Annotated in this window: 12 protein-coding genes; 7 read left to right on the top strand and 5 right to left on the bottom strand. The window is 68.6% G+C overall.

Features of this window, described 5'->3' with window-relative positions; all coding sequences use genetic code 11:
• Positions 1-19 precede the first annotated feature (19 nt).
• Positions 20-829: an EcsC family protein gene (locus tag ACFO27_RS08215; protein ID WP_376816912.1), complete on the bottom strand. Its 810-nt coding sequence runs from the start codon at positions 827-829 to the stop codon at positions 20-22.
• 157 nt (positions 830-986) lie between these two features.
• Between ACFO27_RS08215 and rpiA the strand changes: the two genes are divergently transcribed.
• Both rpiA and phoU read left to right on the top strand, forming a co-directional pair.
• Positions 987-1667 carry a ribose-5-phosphate isomerase RpiA gene (rpiA, locus tag ACFO27_RS08210; protein ID WP_323023454.1) on the top strand — a complete coding sequence of 227 codons (681 nt, stop codon included), beginning with the start codon at positions 987-989 and terminating at the stop codon, positions 1665-1667.
• Between the two features lie 209 nt (positions 1668-1876).
• A complete protein-coding gene (gene phoU / locus ACFO27_RS08205; protein ID WP_376816911.1) occupies positions 1877-2617 on the top strand; it encodes a phosphate signaling complex protein PhoU in 741 nt (246 codons plus the stop codon).
• A 32-nt stretch (positions 2618-2649) separates the two neighbouring features.
• Here the strand turns inward: phoU and ACFO27_RS08200 are convergent, their stop codons facing one another.
• The 4 genes from ACFO27_RS08200 to argA form a co-directional block, all read right to left on the bottom strand.
• Positions 2650-2922 (bottom strand): oxidative damage protection protein, encoded by a 273-nt coding sequence (locus tag ACFO27_RS08200; RefSeq protein WP_376816910.1) that lies wholly within the window; start codon positions 2920-2922, stop codon positions 2650-2652.
• 68 nt (positions 2923-2990) lie between these two features.
• Positions 2991-3932 carry a dTDP-4-dehydrorhamnose reductase gene (rfbD, locus tag ACFO27_RS08195; RefSeq protein WP_376816909.1) on the bottom strand — a complete coding sequence of 314 codons (942 nt, stop codon included), beginning with the start codon at positions 3930-3932 and terminating at the stop codon, positions 2991-2993.
• Positions 3929-5017 carry a dTDP-glucose 4,6-dehydratase gene (rfbB, locus tag ACFO27_RS08190; protein WP_376816908.1) on the bottom strand — a complete coding sequence of 363 codons (1089 nt, stop codon included), beginning with the start codon at positions 5015-5017 and terminating at the stop codon, positions 3929-3931. Before rfbB ends, rfbD begins: the two co-directional genes overlap by 4 nt.
• A complete protein-coding gene (gene argA / locus ACFO27_RS08185; RefSeq protein WP_376816907.1) occupies positions 5014-6369 on the bottom strand; it encodes an amino-acid N-acetyltransferase in 1356 nt (451 codons plus the stop codon). The genes rfbB and argA overlap by 4 nt, the downstream gene beginning before the upstream one ends.
• 152 nt (positions 6370-6521) lie before the next feature.
• Between argA and hrpA the strand changes: the two genes are divergently transcribed.
• The 5 genes from hrpA to ACFO27_RS08160 are packed head-to-tail and all read left to right on the top strand — an operon-like array spanning position 6522 to position 16554.
• The gene (gene hrpA, locus ACFO27_RS08180) at positions 6522-10361 is read left to right on the top strand and encodes an ATP-dependent RNA helicase HrpA (RefSeq protein WP_376816906.1); all 3840 of its coding nucleotides are present in this window, start codon (positions 6522-6524) and stop codon (positions 10359-10361) included.
• A 13-nt stretch (positions 10362-10374) separates the two neighbouring features.
• A complete protein-coding gene (dnaE, locus tag ACFO27_RS08175) occupies positions 10375-13854 on the top strand; it encodes a DNA polymerase III subunit alpha (RefSeq protein WP_376816905.1) in 3480 nt (1159 codons plus the stop codon).
• Positions 13851-14621: a glycosyltransferase family 25 protein gene (locus ACFO27_RS08170; protein WP_376816904.1), complete on the top strand. Its 771-nt coding sequence runs from the start codon at positions 13851-13853 to the stop codon at positions 14619-14621. The genes dnaE and ACFO27_RS08170 overlap by 4 nt, the downstream gene beginning before the upstream one ends.
• Positions 14618-15715 (top strand): glycosyltransferase family 4 protein, encoded by a 1098-nt coding sequence (locus ACFO27_RS08165; protein ID WP_376816903.1) that lies wholly within the window; start codon positions 14618-14620, stop codon positions 15713-15715. The genes ACFO27_RS08170 and ACFO27_RS08165 overlap by 4 nt, the downstream gene beginning before the upstream one ends.
• Positions 15712-16554 carry a polysaccharide deacetylase family protein gene (locus tag ACFO27_RS08160; protein ID WP_376816976.1) on the top strand — a complete coding sequence of 281 codons (843 nt, stop codon included), beginning with the start codon at positions 15712-15714 and terminating at the stop codon, positions 16552-16554. The genes ACFO27_RS08165 and ACFO27_RS08160 overlap by 4 nt, the downstream gene beginning before the upstream one ends.
• Positions 16555-16600: the final 46 nt, after the last annotated feature.

Below are 16600 nucleotides of genomic sequence, written 5' to 3'. Positions count from 1 at the left end.
TCGATTTTTCCCTTTGGAATCAGTCTTCGCGCCGCCGGTTCAGCGCTTCGTACGCCTCTCGCACCGCTTCGGCCCCATGATGCCGGTCCAGCCGGCGGATGATGAAATGCCCCCGGGCCATGTCCTGGAAGTGATTGATGAACAGGGTGTTGATCAGGGCGCCGCCGGCCGCGCCGAGGGCGGGGACGGCCTGGGCGGCGGCCTTTTCGGTGATCTGGATGCCGAAGCGCTCGGCCACCATCGTGATCAGGCGCATCAGGGCGGGCGGCGCCGCCTTTTCGACGGCGACGCTGCCGGCGGCGTATTCCGCGGCCTGGCTGATGGCGCGCGCCAGTGCCGCGCGCACGAAGTAGTAGCCGCTTTCCGCGCCGTCGTCGGCCGCGCTCTTGCCGCCCAGGGCGAAGACTTCCAGGCAGGCGAGCCGCGTGCCGGGATCGGCCAGCGATTCGCCCTCGCTGCGGGCGATGTCGGCGATCGAGCGCATCATGATCGTGGTGGAGACCGGCAGTTCCACCGCCAGGCCGGCCAGGCCGAAGAAGCCGCCCACGCCGCCGGTGGCGGCCGCGCCGATCTTGTGCCACCAGTCCGAGCTGCGGCCCCCGGGCTTGTCGTCCAGCGTGAACAGGGCGGCGTCGGCGGCCTTGCTCAGCGCCAGCCGGGTGACCTGGCCGATCTGGGCGTTCCAGCCCCCGGGGAGCCGGTCCAGGAATTTCTCGACGGGCGCGCCGATCAGGTTCGTCATGCGCGCGGCCAGGCCCGGGTTTTCGAGCAGGGCGTGGGCCTGGCGCAGGGCTTCGAGGTCGGCGGGAGTGAAGGGGTTGGCGTTCATGGAGGAAGCTTCATGGCGGATTCGGCGGGAACCGGCCCATTATGGCGCCTGCGCGCGCCGGCGTGTACCGCGTGCGGCCATGGGCGGCCCGTCCCGGCATCCGGGTTCCGGCCGCCATTACAATACAGGCCTCCCAGACCCCGACCGGACATCTCCCATGCTCACCCAGGACGAACTCAAGCAACAGGCGGCCCAGGCCGCCCTCGACCACGTGCTGCCCCAGCTGCAGCCCGACAGCGTCCTGGGGGTGGGGACGGGCTCGACCGTGGACCGCTTCATCGACCTGCTGGCGCCCCATCGCCAGGCCTTCCGCGCGGCGGTGTCCAGTTCCGAGCGCAGCACGCGCCGCCTGCGGGCGGCGGGCATCGAGGTGCTGGACCTGAACGAGGTGGCCTCGCTGGCGCTGTACGTGGACGGCGCGGACGAGATCGACCACCAGCTGAACATGATCAAGGGCGGCGGCGGAGCATTGACGCGCGAGAAGATCGTGGCCTCCGTGGCGGACCGCTTCGTCTGCATCGTCGACGAGTCCAAGCTGGTCGAGCGCCTGGGCGCCTTTCCGCTGCCCATCGAGGTCATCCCCCTGGCGCGCGAGGCCGTCGCCCGCCAGGTCCGCCAGTTGGGCGGGCAGCCGCGCCTGCGCGAGGGTTTCGTCACGGACAACGGCAACCAGATCCTGGACGTCTCCGGCCTGCGCTATGGCGATCCCGCCGAGTTCGAGGCGCTGTTGAACAACATTCCGGGCGTGGTCTGCTGCGGGCTGTTCGCGATTTCCGGCGCCCAGGTGGCGCTGGTGGCGGGGCAGGCGGGCGTGTCGCGGCTGGAACTGCGCGACTGATCCGGCCGGGGGCGCCTTCGGCGGCGCATGGCGGTGGCCCCGCCTGACCCCGGCCCCGCGGGGCGGGTCCGGGGTCCGCCGTCACGTTTCCGTCACATGGCGCTGCTATGCTGGGGGTTCCTTCCCAAGCGGCGGGCGCGATGGTACGCTTTGCGATCGTTGAACGCGCCTGGGCGGCTCATCAGGCACAGGCAGACAGAGGTCCCGGATTGGAACACACCAACAAGCAATTTCACAGCGAACTCGAAACGACGCGGTCCATGTTCCTGCAGATGGGCGGGCTGGTCGAATCCATGGTGCTGGACGGCATGCGGGCCCTGTCCCGGGGCGAGCTGCATCTGGTGGACCGGGTCCGCGAGCACGAGCGGCAGGTCAACCAGTTCGAGGTCGACATCGACGAGCGCATCAGCCAGCTGATCGCCCGCAACCAGCCCACGGCGGGCGACCTGCGCCTGCTGCTGTCGATCTCGAAGATGCTGACCGACATGGAACGCTGCGGCGACGAGGCCGAGAAGATCGCCAAGGTCGCCCGCCGCCTGCACGAATCCGATTCGTCCTACGAGCCGGTGGTGGAACTGCGCCACATGGCCGACGCGGTGGCCAGCATGATCCGGGCCGCGCTGGACGCCTTCGCCCGCGAGGATCCCGTCGCCGCCGCCCAGGTGGTGCGCAACGACAAGGACGTGGACAAGGAATGGAAGGCCTCCCTGCGCCACATCATCACCTACATGATCGAGGATCCGCGCACGATTTCGCGCTCCATCGACCTGATCTTCATCGCCCGCGCGCTGGAGCGCATCGGCGACCACGCCAAGAACATGGCCGAGCGCGTGATCTACATGGTGCGTGGCGACGACGTGCGCCACACGGGCGTCACCAACACCGAACGTTTGGCGCGCGGCGAGCCGCCGGAACCGCGCGGCGACGCGTCCGGCGACCCGCGCGACTGAACCCGCCCGCCGGCCAGGGCCGGCGTGACCGCTCAGGCCGAGGGCGGCACGTAGCCCTGGGCCTCGACGTCCTGGTCGTCGAACAGGAATGCCTGCATCCGTTCGGCCAGGAATTTGCGCGCCTCGGGGTCGGCCAGGCTCAGGTGGTTCTCGTTGACCAGCCGCGTCTGGATGTCCAGCCACTTGGCCCAGGCGTCCCTGGAAATCTCACGCCAGATGCGCACGCCCAGTTCGCCCGGGTACGGGGGATAGTCCAGGCCCTGGGCTTCGCGCTTGAGTTTGCGGCATTGGATCATGCGTGCCATTCGGGTGCCTCTCGTGTCTTGCGATGGGAAAGCGGGCATTGTATCCCCGCGCATGGGCGACGGCCGTCTCAAGACCCTTCGGTCTTCCAGGATTCCAGGACCCGGTCCAGGCCGATGCGCCAGTCGCGCTCCAGCGGCCCGAGCAGGGCTTCCAGCCGGGCGCAGTCCAGCCGGCCGTTGGCCGGCCGGGGCTCGGGGGCGGGCCAGTCGGCCGACGCGATCGCCTCCACGCGGGGCAGGCGGGCGATCAGGCCCCGGGCGTGGGCCCGGGCGAGGATTTCCAGGGCGAAGCCGTGCCAGCTGACCCAGGGCCGGCCGCCGAAGTGGTACGCGCCGCCCGGCGCGTCGCCGGCGGGCCGCAGCGCCAGGGCGTGCAGGACCTCCGCCAGGTGGCCGGCCCAGGTGGGGCCGCCGGTCTGGTCGTCGATCACGCGCAGAGTGTCGCGCTGCGCGCCCAGGCGCACCATCGTGCGCACGAAATTGTGTCCCCAGGCGCTGAAGACCCAGCCGGTGCGCACGATCAGCGCGCCCGGATCGGCGTCCAGGACGGCACGTTCGCCTTCCAGCTTGCCGCGCCCGTAGGTGTTCAGGGGGGCGGCCGGGTCGTCTTCCCGGTAGGGGCGGTCCAGGCGTCCGTCGAAGACGTAGTCGGTGGACACGTGCAGCAGCCGGATGCCGCGCGCCGCGCAGGCGCGCGCCAGCAGGCCGGGCGCGGCAGCGTTGATGGCGCGGGACAGGTCCGGCTCGGCGGCCGCGCGGTCCACCGCCGTGTAGGCGGCGGCGTTGATTAGGCGGTCGGCCGGGTGCGCGTCCAGCCAGGCGGCCACGGCGTCGGCCCGCGTGATGTCCAGTTGCGTCCGGCCCAGGAATTCATAACGGGCCTCGCCGGGGCGCCGTTGCGCCAGCGCGCGCAGCGAGCGCCCCAGTTGGCCGTCGGCGCCGGTGACCAGGATCCGGGGCGCGGGCGCATCCCGCCGATGGGCGTCCGGGGATGCGGCGCGCGGGTTCATGCGGCGGACGTGCCGGCCGAACCGCCGCCCAGGCCCAGCCGCTGGCGCTGGTAGCTGCCGTCCTGTACGTGGCGGCACCAGCCGCGGTGTTCCAGATACCATTGCACGGTCTTGCGCAGGCCCGTGGCGAAGGTTTCCCGCGGTGTCCAGCCCAGTTCGCGGGCGATCTTGCCGGCGTCGATGGCGTAGCGCAGGTCGTGTCCCGGGCGGTCGGCCACGTGGGTGATCAGGTCGGCGTAGCGCGCCACGCCGGCCGGGCGTTCGGGGGCCAGTTCCTCCAGCAGGTCGCAGATGGCGCGCACCACGTCGATGTTGCGCTGCTCGTTGTGGCCGCCGATGTTGTAGGTTTCCCCGGGGACGCCCGATTCGACCACGCGCAGCAGGGCGCGGGCGTGGTCCTCGACGTAGAGCCAGTCGCGGACCTGCAGGCCCTGGCCGTAGACGGGCAGGGGCTTGCCTTCCAGGGCGTTCAGGATGACCAGCGGGATCAGCTTTTCCGGGAAGTGGCAGGGGCCGTAGTTGTTGGAGCAGTTGGTGACCAGCACCGGCAGGCCGTAGGTGCGGTGCCAGGCCCGCGCCAGGTGGTCCGACCCCGCCTTGGTGGCGGAATAGGGTGAACTGGGGGCGTAGGGCGTGGCTTCCGTGAACAGGTCTCCGGTGCCGGCCAGGTCGCCGTAGACCTCGTCGGTGGAGACGTGATGGAAGCGGAAGGCGGCGCGCGCGGCGGCGTCCAGTCCGTTCCAGTGGGCGCGGGCGGCCTCCAGCAGCGTGTAGGTGCCGACCAGGTTGGTCCGTACGAAGGCGGCGGGGCCGTCGATGGAGCGGTCCACGTGGGATTCCGCCGCCAGGTGCATCACCGCGTCCGGCCGGTGGCGCGCGAACGCGTCCGCCAGGCCCGGCGCGTCGCAGATGTCCAGATGCTCGAAGGCGTAGCGCGGATCGTCGGCGACGGATTCCAGGGATTCCAGGTTGCCGGCGTAGGTCAGCTTGTCGACGTTGACGACCGAATGGCCGGTCTGGCCGATGAGGTGCCGGATTAGGGCCGAGCCGATGAAGCCGGCGCCGCCGGTGACGAGGATTTTCATAGCCGCTTGATGAAGATCAGGCTGTTGCGCGAATGGTTGTAGTGGGCGCGCTTCTCGTGGGGCAGGTCGGAGACGCCGCCCTGGACGAAGCCGCGCTTGAGGAACCAGTGCGAGGTGCGCGTGGTTAGCACGAACAGGCGCCGAGCGCCCTGGGCGCGGGCGCTGGTCTCGGCGTGGCGCAGCAGCTTCTCGCCGTCGCCCGTGCCCTGCCATTCGGGGTGCACGATCAGGCAGGCCATTTCGGCCATGCCGTCGTCCAGGTAGGGGATCAGAGCCACGCAGCCGTAGATCACGCCGTCGTGTTCCAGGACCGTGAATTTTTCCACGTCGCGCTCGATCACGGCGCGGCCGCGCGGCACCAGGGTGCCGTCGGCTTCCAGGGGCTCGATCAACTGGACGATGGCGCCCACGTCGTCGGCCACGGCCGGCCGCAGGTCTTCCAGGGTGTCCTCGACCACCATGGTGCCCACCCCGTCGTGGGTGAAGATTTCCAGCAGGATGCTGCCGTCCATGGTGTAGGGCACCAGGTGCGCGCGCGCCACGCCGCGCTTGACCGCCAGGGATGCGTGGCGCAGGAAGGCGGACGTGTCCTCGTCCAGGATGCCCTGGGAGAGCAGGTCGTCGGCGTCCTTGCGGGCCAGTTCCGTGTCCACCGAGCCGTCGGTCTCGGTGACGGTGCGGTTCTGGGTCAGGAAGATCAGCTTTTCGGCGCGCAGCGCCACGGCGGCGTTGGTGGCCAGGTCTTCCATGGCCAGGTTGAAGGCCTCGCCGGTGGGGGAAAAGCCCAGCGGCGAAAGCAGCACGATGGCCCCCTGGCTGATGACGTTGCGCATCGCCTCGATGTCGAGCTTGCGCACCGTGCCGGCGCGCCGGTAGTCCACGCCGTCGATCACGCCGACGGGGCGCGCAGTGACGAAATTGCCGGAGATCACGCGGATCTTGGCGTGCGACATGGGCGTGTTGGGCAGCCCCTGGCTGAAGGCGGCCTCGATGTCCAGGCGGATTTCCCCGGCGGCTTCTTTCGCGCATTCCAGGGCCTCGGGGCTGGTGGGTTCCGTGCCCCGGCCGAACTGGGTGGTGTGCCCCTTCAGGCGCAACTGTTCGTTGACCTGGGGCCGCGAGCCGTGCACCAGGACCAGCTTGATCCCCAGGGCGGACAGCAGCGACAGGTCGGCCACCAGGTCTTCCAGCCCGCCGTCCTCGATCAGTTCGCCGCCGAAGGCCACGACGAAGGTTTTGCCGCGGAAATCGTGCACGTAGGGCGCGACCTCGCGGAACCATCGCACGAACTGCGCGGGAGCGAATTCGGGGGCGTCCTGGGCGGAATAGGTATCGGTTTCGGCGGAGCTCATGGCGGGCGGCGGGTATTGGAGGGCGAGGGGCGAGGGGGCGGGCGCCGGATTCCGGCGATAGCGAAATTATAATGAGCGATTGTCCTTTTCCCGATAGCTTCTCTTGGCTTCGGGCGGACAGCATGCTTCATCCCTCCGTGGAATCCGACGTCTTGCCAGAAAATCCATCGCAACCGGCCCGCCGGGCGCCCGCCCGGCCCGCGCAGCCGCGCCCGCCCGCCGGCGCCGGCGACCGGCCCCTGCCGCCCATCCAGTATCCGGAAGACCTGCCGGTCAGCGCCTGCCGCCAGGACATCGCGCGCGCCATCGCCGAGCACCCGGTGGTCATCGTCTGCGGCGAGACCGGCTCGGGCAAGACCACCCAGCTGCCCAAGATCTGCCTGGAACTGGGGCGCGGCCGGACCGGCATGATCGGCCACACCCAGCCGCGCCGCCTGGCCGCGACGTCCGTCGCGCAGCGCGTGGCCGAGGAGCTGAAGACCGAACTGGGCGACTGGGTCGGCTACCAGATCCGCTTTTCCGAGCGCGCCGGCTCGGCGACCGCCATCAAGCTGATGACCGACGGCATCCTGCTGGCCGAGACCCAGCGCGATCCCCTGCTGCGCCGCTACGACACCCTGATCATCGACGAGGCGCACGAGCGCAGCCTGAACATCGATTTCCTGCTCGGCTTCCTGAAGCGCCTGCTGGCGCGCCGCAAGGACCTGAAGCTGATCATCACCTCGGCCACCATCGACGCCGACCGCTTCGCCCGGCATTTCGGCACGCCGGACCGGCCGGCCCCGGTGATTCAGGTCTCGGGCCGCCTGTTTCCGGTGGAACTGCGCTACCGTCCCGTGCGGCGGGACGGGGACGAGGATCCCGCCGGCCGCAAGCCGGGGCAGGGCGACGAGGAGCGCGACCTGGTCGACGCCGTGGTGGACGGCGTGGACGAATGCGCCCGCCACGGCACCGGCGACGTGCTGGTCTTCCTGCCCGGCGAGCGCGAAATCCGTGAATGCGCCGAGGCCCTGCGCAAGCGCCATCCCGTCGGCGCCCTGGTGCTGCCGCTGTACGCGCGGCTGTCGCGCGCGGAGCAGGAGCAGATCTTCCATCCGCGCGGCAACGCCCGGCGCATCGTGCTGGCCACCAACGTGGCCGAGACCTCGCTCACGGTGCCGGGCATCCGCTACGTCGTGGACAGCGGCCTGGCGCGCATCAAGCGCTATTCCTGGCGCAGCAAGGTCGAGCAGCTGCGCATCGAGCCCGTCAGCCAGGCCTCGGCCAACCAGCGCGCCGGTCGCTGCGGCCGCCTGGGGCCGGGCGTGTGCATCCGCCTGTACGCCGAGGACGACTTCAAGCAGCGGCCGGCCTTCACGGACCCGGAAATCCTGCGCTCGTCCCTGGCGTCCGTGATCCTGCGGATGAAGTCGCTGCGGCTCGACGACATCGAGGCCTTTCCCTTCGTCGAACCGCCCACGGGCCGGGCCGTCGCCGACGGCTATCAACTGCTGCAGGAACTGGGCGCGCTCGACGAGCGCAACCGCCTGACGGACGTGGGCCGCGTCCTGGCGAAGCTGCCCGTCGATCCGCGCATCGCACGCATGGTCTTCGCCGCGCACGAACACCAGTGCCTGGCGGAAATCCTCGTCATCGCCGCGGCCCTGTCCGTCCAGGATCCGCGCGACCGCCCCATGCAGGCGCGCGAGGCCGCCGACAACGCCCACGCCCAGTTCAACGACAAGCAGTCCGAATTCCTCGCCTGGCTCAAGCTCTGGCAGTGGTACGGCGAGCAGGTCGCGCACAAGGCCTCGCAGCGCAAGCTGGTGGACCAGATCCGCGCGAAATTCCTGTCGCCCATCCGGCTGCGCGAATGGCACGATACGCACACGCAGCTGCTGACCCTGGCGCGCGAGCAGGGCTGGCGGTTGAACCAGACCCCGGCCACGCGCGAGCAGATCCACATGGCCCTGCTGGCCGGGCTGCTGGGCAACATCGGCATGAAGTCCGAGGACGGCGGCCTGTACCAGGGCGCGCACGACATCCGCTTCGCCATCCATCCGGGCTCGCCCCTGCAGAAGAAGGCAGGCCGCTGGGTGCTGGCGGCCGAACTGGTGGAGACCACCCGCCTGTACGCCCGCTGCGTGGCGCAGATCGAGCCGGCCTGGGTCGAACGGGCCGGCGCCCACCTGCTCAAGCGCGCCTGGTCCGATCCGCGCTGGGAGAAGAAGGCCGGCCAGGTTGTCGCCAACGAACGCGGCACCGTGCACGGCCTGCCGGTGTACACCGGGCGCCGCGTGCACTACGGTCGCGTCGATCCCAGGGCCGCGCGGGAAATCTTCATCCGCGACGCCCTGGTGCCGGGGGACATCGACAGCAAGCTGCCCTTCATCGCCCACAACCGGCGGCTGATCGCGTCCATCGAGCGGCTGGAACATCAGAGCCGCCGCCCGGACATCCTGGTGGACGACGCGCTGATCCACGCCTTCTATGATCGCCAGATTCCCGCCGACGTGTGCCAGACGGCCACGCTGGAGACCTGGTACAAGGGGCTGGACGCCGAGGCGGCCGCGCGGCTGAACCTGAGCCGCGACGAACTGATGCGCCACGACGCCGCTGGCGTCACGACGGAGGTCTTCCCGCGCCGCCTGGCCTGGGCCGGGACCGAGCTGGCGGTGGACTACCATTTCGAGCCCGGCTCGCCGCGCGACGGCATGACGCTGACCGTGCCGCTGTTCGCGCTCAACCAGATCGACGCCGCGCGCTGCGAATGGCTGGTGCCGGGCATGCTCAAGGAAAAGGCCCATCTGCTGCTGAAATCCCTGCCGCAGAAGCTGCGCCGCCATTGCGTGCCGCTGCCCGATTACGCGGCCGGCTTCCACGATCGCTGGTTCGAGCGCGCCGCCGATCCCGGCATGGGCCTGCTGGACGCGCTGGCGCAGGATATCTGGGAACAGTGCCGGGTGCGCGTCCAGGCCACCGATTTCAAACTCGAAACCCTGCCGCCGCACCTGTTCATGAACTTCAAGGTGGTGGACGAGCACGGCCGCATGCTGTCCGGCGGCCGCAGCCTGGACCAGTTGCGCGCCGAGCACGGCCGCCAGGCCCAGGCCTCCTTCCAGCAATTGGCGGCGCGCGACCAGCAGGCCTCCCGGGTCCTGGACCACGAGGGCCTGACGGCCTGGACCTTCGGCGAACTGCCCGAGCTGCTGGAGATCCAGCGCGGCGGCCAGTCCCTGATCGGCTACCCGGCGCTGCGCGACCGGGGCGAATCCTGCGACCTCGACGTCTTCGACGATCCCCGGGAAGCCCGGCGCGTGCACGCGGTCGGCTTGCGCCGGCTGTTCCGCCTGGCCCTGCGGGAGCAGGTCCGCTACCTGGAAAAGAGCCTGCCGGACCTGACCCGCATGGGCATGCTGTACATGGATCTGGGCACCCAGCAGGAACTGCGCGACCAACTGATCGACGCGGCGCTGGACCAGGCCTGCCTGATGGAGCCCTGGCCCGGCGACGCGGCGGCCTTCGATCAGCGCTGCGCGGAAGGCCGCGCGCGCCTGGGCCTGCTGGTCCAGGAGCTGGCCCGGCTGGCCGGCGTCATCCTGGCCGAACGCGCCGCCTTGCTGAAGAAACTGCCCCAGGCCCGTCCCTGGCCCCAGGCGCAGCAGGACATCCGCCAGCAGCTCGACGCCCTGGTGGGCCCGGCCTTCGTGCGCGACACGCCGTCCGGGCAGCTCGGGCACCTGCCGCGCTACCTGAAGGCCGCGCAGATGCGCATCGAGAAACTGCGCGCCGATCCCGCGCGCGACGCCGCCGCCATGGCCGACATCGCCCGGCTGGCCGCGCCCTGGCAGCGGGCGCGGGCGGCGCTCAAAGGGGCGCCCGACGCCGGCCTGGACGCTTTCCGCTGGCAACTGGAAGAACTGCGCGTGGCGCTTTACGCGCAGACGCTGCGCACGCCCTTCCCGGTCTCGGTCAAGCGCCTGGAGAAGGCCTGGGCCGCCATGCCGCGATAGGTACAATCCACCCATGACCACGTCCCCCGATACCCCCCTGTTCGTCCACCTGCGCAGCCACTCCGAGTTTTCCGTGGTGGACGGGATCGCGCGCATCCCCGATCTGATCGACCGGGCGCGGGAATTCGGCCAGCCGGCCATGGCGATCAGCGACCTGGCCAATCTGTTCGGCTGGATCAAGTTCTACAAGGCGGCCCGCAAGGCCGGCATCAAGCCCATCGCCGGCTGCGACGTCTGGCTGCACAATCCGGCCGACGAGGACAAGCCCTTCCGCGTCCTGCTGCTGGCCTCCTGCCATGCCGCCTACCTGGACCTGTGCGAACTGCTGTCCCGCGCCTGGACGGAAAACAGCCAGCGGGGCCGGGCGGAACTGCGCCGCGAGTGGCTGTCGGGCAGGAATGGCCTGATCGTCCTGTCCGGCGCGCGCGCGGGCGACGTGGGCCAGGCCCTGGAGGCCGGCCGCGACGACGAGGCCCGGCGCCTGGCGCGCCAGTGGGCCGCCGATTTCCCGGACGGCTATTTCATCGAGCTGCAGCGCGCCGGCTTCGACGGCGACGAGGCCTACGTCCAGTCGGCGCTGCGCCTGGCGGCGGACTGCGGCCTGCCGGTGGTGGCCACGCACCCGATCCAGTTCATCGCGCCGTCCGACTTCCGCGCCCACGAGGCCCGCGTCTGCATCGCCGAGGGCGAGCTGCTGGGCAATCCGCGCCGTGTCCGGCGCTTCACCGCCGAGCAGTACATGCCCGACAGCGCCGACATGGCGCGCCGCTTCGCGGACGTGCCCTCGGCCCTGGCCAACGCGGTGCAGATCGCCCGCCGCTGCAACCTGACCCTGACCCTGGGCGAACCGCAGCTGCCGCTGTTCCCCACGCCCGACGGCGTGTCGCTGGACGACTACCTGGTGCAGCTCGCCAACGAGGGCCTGGTCCGCCGCATGGCCCAGCTGTATCCCGACCCCGACGAGCGCGCCCGCCGGATGCCCGCCTACCAGGAACGCCTGGACCTGGAATGCCGGACCATCGTCGGCATGGGCTTCCCCGGCTACTTCCTGATCGTGCAGGACTTCATCAACTGGGGCAAGAGCCATGGCGTGCCGGTGGGACCGGGCCGGGGCTCGGGCGCGGGCTCGCTGGTGGCCTTCAGCCTGGGGATCACCGACCTGGATCCGCTGCGCTACGACCTGCTGTTCGAGCGCTTCCTCAACCCCGAGCGCGTGTCCATGCCCGACTTCGACGTGGACTTCTGCCAGGACAACCGCGAACGGGTCATCGAATACGTCAAGGAAAAGTACGGCCGCGACGCCGTCAGCCAGATCGCCACCTTCGGCACCCTGGGCGCCAAGGCCGTGGTGCGCGACGTGGGCCGCGTGCTGGAGATGCCCTACAGCGTCTGCGACCGGCTCTCGAAGATGATCCCCTTCAATCCGGCCGACCCCTGGTCGCTGGACCGCACGCTGGAACACGAGCCTGCCTTCAAGGAACTGTACGACACCGACGAGGAAATCCACGCCCTCGTCGACCTGGCGCGGCCCCTGGAGGGCCTGACGCGCAACATCGGCATGCACGCCGGCGGGGTGCTGATCGCGCCGGGCAAGCTGACCGATTTCTGCCCCCTGTACTGCCAGCCGGGCAGCGAATCCAGCGTCGTGTCCCAGTTCGACAAGGACGACGTCGAGGCCGCCGGCCTGGTCAAGTTCGACTTCCTGGGCCTGCGCAACCTGACCATCCTGGACTGGGCGGTGCGCTATGTGCGCGAATTCAACCCGGACAAGCGCGACTTCGACCTGATGAGCCTGCCGCTGGACGACCAGGCCACCTACGACCTGTTGTCGGCGGCCAACACCACGGCCGTGTTCCAGCTCGAATCGCGCGGCATGAAGGAACTGCTGAAAAGCATGCGGCCCAACACCTTCGAGGACGTGGTCGCCCTGCTGGCGCTGTTCCGTCCCGGGCCGCTGGAATCCGGCATGGTGGTGGACTTCGTCAACCGCAAGCATGGCCGCGCCGAGGTCGATTATTTCCACCCCGACCTGGAGCCCGTGCTCAAGAGCACCTACGGCGTCATCGTCTACCAGGAACAGGTGATGCTGATCTCGCAGATCATCGGTGGCTATTCCCTGGGCGGCGCCGACCTGCTGCGCCGGGCCATGGGCAAGAAAAAAGCCGAGGAAATGGCCAAGCACCGCGCGATCTTCCAGGAAGGCGCGGCCAAGAAGGGCTACGATCCGGAACTCGCCGCCCACCTGTTCGACCTGATGGAGAAGTTCGCGGGCTACGGCTTCAACAAGAGTCACTCGGCCGCCTACGCCCTGATTTCCTACCAGACCGCCTGGCTCAAGGTCTACCATCCGGCGGAATTCCTGGCCGCGACCATGCTGTCGGACATGGACGACACGGACAAGATCCGCATCTTCTGGCGCGACGCCCTGGACAACGGCGTGGCCGTCCTGCCGCCCGATGTCAACGAATCCGGCTACCGCTTCGCGCCGGTGGCCGACGAGCACACCGCCCAGGGCCGCCCGCCGCGCACCATCCGCTACGGCCTGGGCGGGGTCAAGGGCACCGGCCAGTCCGCCGTCGAGGCCATCATCGCGGCCCGCGAGGCCGGCGGCCCGTTCACGGGGCTGTTCGACTTCTGCGCCCGGGTGGACCGCCACGCCGTCAACCGGCGCACCATCGAAGCCCTGATCCGCGCCGGGGCCTTCGATTCCCTGGAGCCCAACCGCGCGGCCCTGCTGGAAGCCCTGGGCAGCGCCATCGAGGCCGCCGAGCAGGCCGAGCGCAACGCCAACCAGGTCTCGCTGTTCGACGACAACACGGACGAACTGGTGGCGGGCGAGGTCGCGCGCGTCCCTCCCTGGGACCTGGAAACCCACCTGACGGAAGAAAAGACCGCCCTGGGCTTTTATTTCAGCGGCCATCTGTTCGACGCCTGGCGCGACGAGATCCGCCGCGTCGCGCCCACGCCGCTGGCGCGGCTGGCGCCTTCGCGCGGCCCGCAGTGGCTGGCGGGCGTGCTGGCCGAAGTGCGCGTGCGCATGACCCGGCGCGGCAAGATGCTGTACGCCCTGCTGGACGACGGCAGTGCCCAGATCGAGGTCGCGATCTTCAACGAACTGTACGAACAGCACCGTCAGAGCCTGAAGGAAGACCGTCCCCTGGTGATCCAGGGGCGCGTCAGCCACGACGATTATTCCGGCGGCCTGCGCGTGTCGGCCGACGAGCTCTACGATCTGCAGCGCGTGCGCGAAAGCCGCGCCCGCAGCCTGCGCCTGTCCGTGCCGGACAGCCTGGACGTCGGCCGCCTGCAGGACCTGCTGGCGCCCTGGCGCTCGGCCGAATCGGGCGTGCCGGTGGAACTGCGCCTGCGCGGCGCGCGCTTCTCCTGCCTGCTGCGTCTGGGCGAGGACTGGCGCGTGCGCATGGACGAGACCCTGATCGCCGATGCGCGGCAGTGGCTGTCCCATGACAACGTGGAGATCCACTACGGATGAACACGATTCCGATCCGAGTCATCAGTCTTGCGTCGCGGACCGATCGGCGGCAGCAGATCGCGGCCCAGTTCGATCGCCTTGGGGTGACGAGCTATACCTTTTTTGATGCGGTCAACGGCAAGACGCAGCCCGATCATCCACTGTTTTCACATTACGATCCGGTGATCCGTGAGCGTCGCAAAGGACGTGGGCGGGATCTGAAGCCGTCCCAGTTGGGCTGTTTCGCCAGCCATTACCTATTGTGGCAGGAGTGTGTCGAATCTGGGCAGCCCACGCTAATCATCGAAGATGACGCAATACTGCTGGACGGGTTTACCGAGATGCTTGCTCAGGCAGCTACTCTGGTCAGGGCCTGGCCTTTAATCTGGCTGCATGGGTACGAACCCTCCGGCCGGGATCCCGTGATGGAAGTTGGACGGGTCGCCTCATTCACGTTGGTGCGCAAGCTCAAGCGGCATAGCTGTACTGTTGCCTATCTGCTGACTCCCGCGGGCGCCGCAACGCTGCTGGAGCACTGCCAGATCTGGATCTATCCGGTTGATGACACGATGGTCCGCTTTTATGAGCATGGGGTCGAAAGTATCCTACTTCAACCGCTCTGTGTAGCGCAGGATCAGGAATCTCCTTCAGACATTCGGGGCGAGGAGAATCCGCCCATGCCCTTGACGGACAAGGCCCGCCGCGAGGTCTACAAGGTGTGCGACGGACTCAGGCTGCTGCTGCACAACCTGCGCTTCCGCTTGCGTTTCAGGCGGTCCGTCCCATGAAGCCGTTGCGTATTCTTCATGCTGAGGCGGCAACCGGCTTCGCGGGTCAGGAACGCTATATCTTCCGCCTGATGGGCGCCTTGCGCGACCGCGGACATCATGTGCAGGCTGTCTGTCAGCCTCATGCCCAGATGACCCGCGAATTGCGGCGGGCGGGGTTCTTGGTGGATACGCTGGAAATGGATGGGTCATGGAATTACCTCAAGGGCCTGCCGCGGCTGGTGCGTTTATTGCGGCAGGGCGCCTTCGATGTCGTCAATACGCATAGCCGCCGTGAGACCCTGCTGGTCGGCGCCGCCGCCCGACTGGCCGGTGTGCCACTGGTAGTGCGCACGCGCCACTTGGCGAAGCCTGTGGGATCGCTGCTGGCGTATACCTGGGTGCCTCGTCGCGTGATCGCCCCCAGTGAATTTGTACGCCGGCATCTGATCGAGAGGGGCATCGCCCCCGATCATGTGGCGGTTGTGCCGCCGGCGGTGGATTTTCCCGATCCCATGCCGACGCCGGTCCTTCGATCCGAACTGGGACTGGATACCCAGGCAATCATCGTCGGCAGCGTCGGTGTCCTGCGGGCTGAAAAAGGCCATGAACAACTGATCGAAGCTATGTTGCCCCTGTTACGCCGGGATGCTTGCGTGCATCTGGTCATTGTGGGTGGCGGAGATGCTGCTTTGACCCGCTTGCGTGCGCAGGTCACCTCATCTGGTCTGGCTGCGCAGGTCCATTTGCTCGGGGCCCGCGCCGACGTGCCCGCGCTGCTGCCGGATTTTGATGTGTTCGCCCTGGCGACGCATATTGAAGCTTCAGGCACCGTCTTTGTCGAAGCGGGAGCTGCCGGTTTGCCCGTGGTTGGCACCCGAGTGGGTGGCGTGCCGGAAATGATGCGCGAGGGTGAAAGCGGCCTGCTGGTCCCCCTGTTCAATATTCCGGCCCTGACCGACGCCTTGGACCGTCTGATTTCAGATCCCGATTTGCGGCAGCGGATGGGGCGGGCTGGGCGACGTTATTGTGTGGAAGAGGGCCGCTTCACCCGCGAGGCGCTAGGAGAACGGACAGAAGGCTGTTACCGTCGGTGGCTGGAGGAACTTGTCTGATGGTCGCGAACACTGTGCCCGTCCTGATGTATCACCACGTCCGACCGGGCGGTGGCATGATCGCCACGACGCCTGAACATTTTGAGGACCAGTTGCGCTGGCTTGCGCGTCGTGACTACCGCACACTGAGCACGGCGGAATTCCTCCAGCATCTGCGGCAGGGGGGGGCGCCGCACCGGTCGGTCTTGATCACCTTTGATGACGGCTATCTGGACAACTGGGTCTATGCCGCGCCCCTGCTACGTCGCTACGGCATGCGGGCCACCGTGTTCATCGTTACCGGCTGGGTAGGCGAGGGACCGGTGCGGCCTTGCTTGGACGACGACGCGGCATTGCCCGAAACCCCCGAGCATCGGGAGTGCGAACGGCGAATCGAAATGGGGCGCGCCGACGAAGTCATCCTGAGGTGGCCGGAAATTCGCATCATGCGGGATCGGGGTGTCATGGAGTTTCATAGCCATACACATACCCATACACGCTGGGATCTGCGGGATGCTACGATCAAAAACACGCATATGCGTGAAGAACTGGCCCGATCGCGCGAGTGTCTGCGACAGCATTTGGGCGAGGTCTCCGATCAGCTGTGTTGGCCGCAGGGGTACTTCGACGATGATTACATCCGGATCGCCCGGGAGGCCGGCTTTCATTATCTCTACACGACGCGCGCCTTCGGCCGCAACCGGCAAGGAACGGACCCCTCCTCGATCTTTCGCTTTGCCGTGCGCAATACTGGTGGCGCGTCGTTCGGACGTCGCATCCAGGTGGCCGCCAGTCCTGTAATGGCGCCCCTGTTCAATGGCTGGAAACGTTGGAAGCGAGGTCTGCGGTATGGCGATTGAAACTCTCCGACCTGCGCGCGCACCCGCGAGGCCATCCGGCACATGA

It is taken from the genome of Castellaniella denitrificans (assembly GCF_042653765.1).
GTDB lineage: Bacteria > Pseudomonadota > Gammaproteobacteria > Burkholderiales > Burkholderiaceae_B > Castellaniella > Castellaniella denitrificans.
Note: the sequence above shows the minus strand (reverse complement) of the source record. Positions and strands in the feature narration are given on the sequence as shown.